The following is a 2,420-nucleotide window of genomic DNA, read 5'->3' as shown; positions in this document are numbered from 1 at the left end:
GCCGTGGGCGCCACCCGTGCCGGCGGGCCCCCCCCGCGGGCGCCCCGTGGTGGCCGTCGCGGGCGGGGCCGCGTTCACCTTCTCCTACGCCGAGCACACCGAGCTGCTGCGGGCGGCGGGCGTGGAGGTGGCCGTCTTCGACCCGCTGCGGGACACCTCGCTGCCGCCGGGCACGGCCGGGCTGGTCGTGGGCGGCGGCTTCCCGGAGGTCTACGCGCCGGAGCTTTCGGCGAACGAGCCGCTGCGCCGGGCGGTGGCGGAGCTGGCCGCCTCGGGGGCGCCGGTCGCCGCCGAGTGCGCCGGACTGCTGTACCTGGCGAGGGAGCTGGACGGCGTGCCCATGTGCGGGGTGCTCGACGCCACCGCCCGGATGACCGGGCGGCTCACCCTCGGCTACCGCGAGGCGGTGGCGGTGGGCGACAGCGTCCTGGCCGCCGCGGGGACGCGGGTGCGCGGCCACGAGTTCCACCGCACGGCGGTGGATCCCGAGGCGGGCGGGCCAAAGGCCGGGGCCGGACCCGCGTGGGGGCTGACCTGGAGGGCTTCCCGGCCGGGTCGCCGGGTCGAGGGCTTTGTGAAGGGGAATGTGCATGCCTCGTACCTGCATGTGCACTGGGCCGCGGAACCGTCCGTGGCCGGGCGTTTCGTCGGAAGATGTGTCGAGAGGTGTGCGGCGTGAGCGGTGACGGCGGTGGGGTGCGGGAGGCCGGCGGGCCGCGGCTCGTCGGTGTCGGGGTGGGCCCCGGCGATCCGGACCTGGTGACGGTCAAGGGCGTCAAGGCGCTGCGCGCGGCGGACGTGGTGGTGGTGCCCGTGATGGAGGGCAGCGGTACGGGACGTGCCGAGGCCACCGTCCTGCACCACGTGTCGCGCGAGCGGGTCGTGCGGGTGGTCTTCGCGCTCAACGAGCGCGAGGACCGCTCCCGCCGGGAGGCGGCGTGGGACGCGGCGGGCGAACGCGTCGCCGGGCTGCTGCGCGCCCACGGCACGGTGGCGTTCGCGACCATCGGCGACCCGAACGTCTACTCGACCTTCACCTACCTCGCCCAGACCGTCGGCGAGCTGGTTCCGGAGGCGGTCGTGGAGACGGTGCCGGGCATCACCGCGATGCAGGACCTGGCCGCGCGCGGCGGGGCGGTGCTCACCGAGGGGACGGAGCCGCTGACACTGGTGCCGGTGACGGCCGGGATGGCGGTGCTCCGGCAGGCCCTGGAGGGGCCGGGGACGGTGGTGGCCTACAAGTTCGGGCGGCGGGCGCGCGAGGTCGCCGCCGCGTTGCGCGCCACGGGCCGCACCGAGGGTGCGGTGTGGGGCTCGGCGCTGGGACTGCCCCAGGAGTCGATCCGCCCGGCGGCCGACCTGGACACCGCCTCGGACACCGCATCGGATACCGCATCGGACACCGGTCCGCAGGCCGGTCCGGGAAGCCGTCCGGCTTCCGGGGACACCGAACTCCCCTATCTGTCCACGCTCATCGCCCCCGCGCGCCGGGAGAGCCGAGGAGGCAAGCTGTGACCGACGCAACCGCCCGGGAGGCCGCCGGGAGGCCCGCCGGGGGATCCGGGGCCGCACGGACCACCGGGAGGACCCCGGCGGGTTCCGGGAAGGTGACCATCGTGGGCGCCGGGCCCGCCCCCGCCGATCTGCTCACCTTCCGCGCGGCCCGCGCCATCTCCGAGGCCGACGTCGTGGTGTGGGCGGCCAGCCTGGTGCGCGAGGAGGTCCTCGAGCACGCCCGCGAGGACGCGGAGGTCCTGGACTCGGCCTCGATGTCCCTGGAGGACGTGATCGCCGTCTACGGGCGCGCGGCCCGCGAGGGGCTGAGGGTGGCGCGCGTCCACTCCGGCGATCCGGCGCTGTGGGGCGGCACCCAGGAGCAGGTGGACCGCTGCGCGGAGCTGGGCGTCGAGGTGGAGATCGTCCCCGGGGTGTCCTCGTTCTCGGCGGTGGCGGCCATCGCGGGGCGGGAGCTGACCATCCCGGAGGTCGCCCAGTCGGTGATCCTCACCCGGCTCGGCGGCGGCAAGACGCCGATGCCGCCGGGCGAGGAGGTGCGGGAGTTCGCCCGGCACGGTACGACCATGGCGGTCTTCCTGTCGGCGGCGCGCTCGGGCCAGCTGGCCGTGGAGCTGCTGGAGGGCGGCTACCCGACCGAAACCCCGGTGGTCATCGCCCACCAGGCGACCTGGCCGGAGGAGCTGGTGCTGCGGTGCACGGTGGGCACCCTGGAGGAGACCGTCAAGGAGCACCGGCTGTGGAAGCACACGCTGTTCCTCGTCGGGCCCGCGCTGTCCGCCTCCGGCACCCGCTCGCACCTGTACCACCCCGGGCACTTCCACGGACACCGCCGCGCGCGGCCGGAGGCGCGCCGGGCGCTGCGCGCGGCCCGGGAGGCCCGCGGGCAGGGCGGGGAGCGGACC

2 protein-coding genes and 1 pseudogene are annotated in these 2,420 nt (G+C 76.3%); all 3 read left to right on the top strand.

The genetic code is table 11. The features are described 5' to 3' along the window. A pseudogene (locus AC2CJA_RS26150) lies at positions 1–679 on the top strand (cobyrinate a,c-diamide synthase); the annotation flags it as partial. Then, on the top strand, positions 676–1,515 hold the full coding sequence (cobI, locus tag AC2CJA_RS26145) for a precorrin-2 C(20)-methyltransferase (protein WP_484605134.1): 840 nt from the start codon (positions 676–678) through the stop codon (positions 1,513–1,515). The pseudogene AC2CJA_RS26150 and the gene cobI, both read left to right, overlap by 4 nt. A 92-nt stretch (positions 1,516–1,607) precedes the next feature. Next, positions 1,608–2,420 (top strand): precorrin-4 C(11)-methyltransferase (gene cobM / locus AC2CJA_RS26140; protein WP_484605135.1); only part of this gene is annotated, 813 nt, incomplete at its 3' end.

This window comes from Streptomyces sp. ATLC9, from assembly GCF_057196705.1.
Note: the sequence above shows the minus strand (reverse complement) of the source record. Positions and strands in the feature narration are given on the sequence as shown.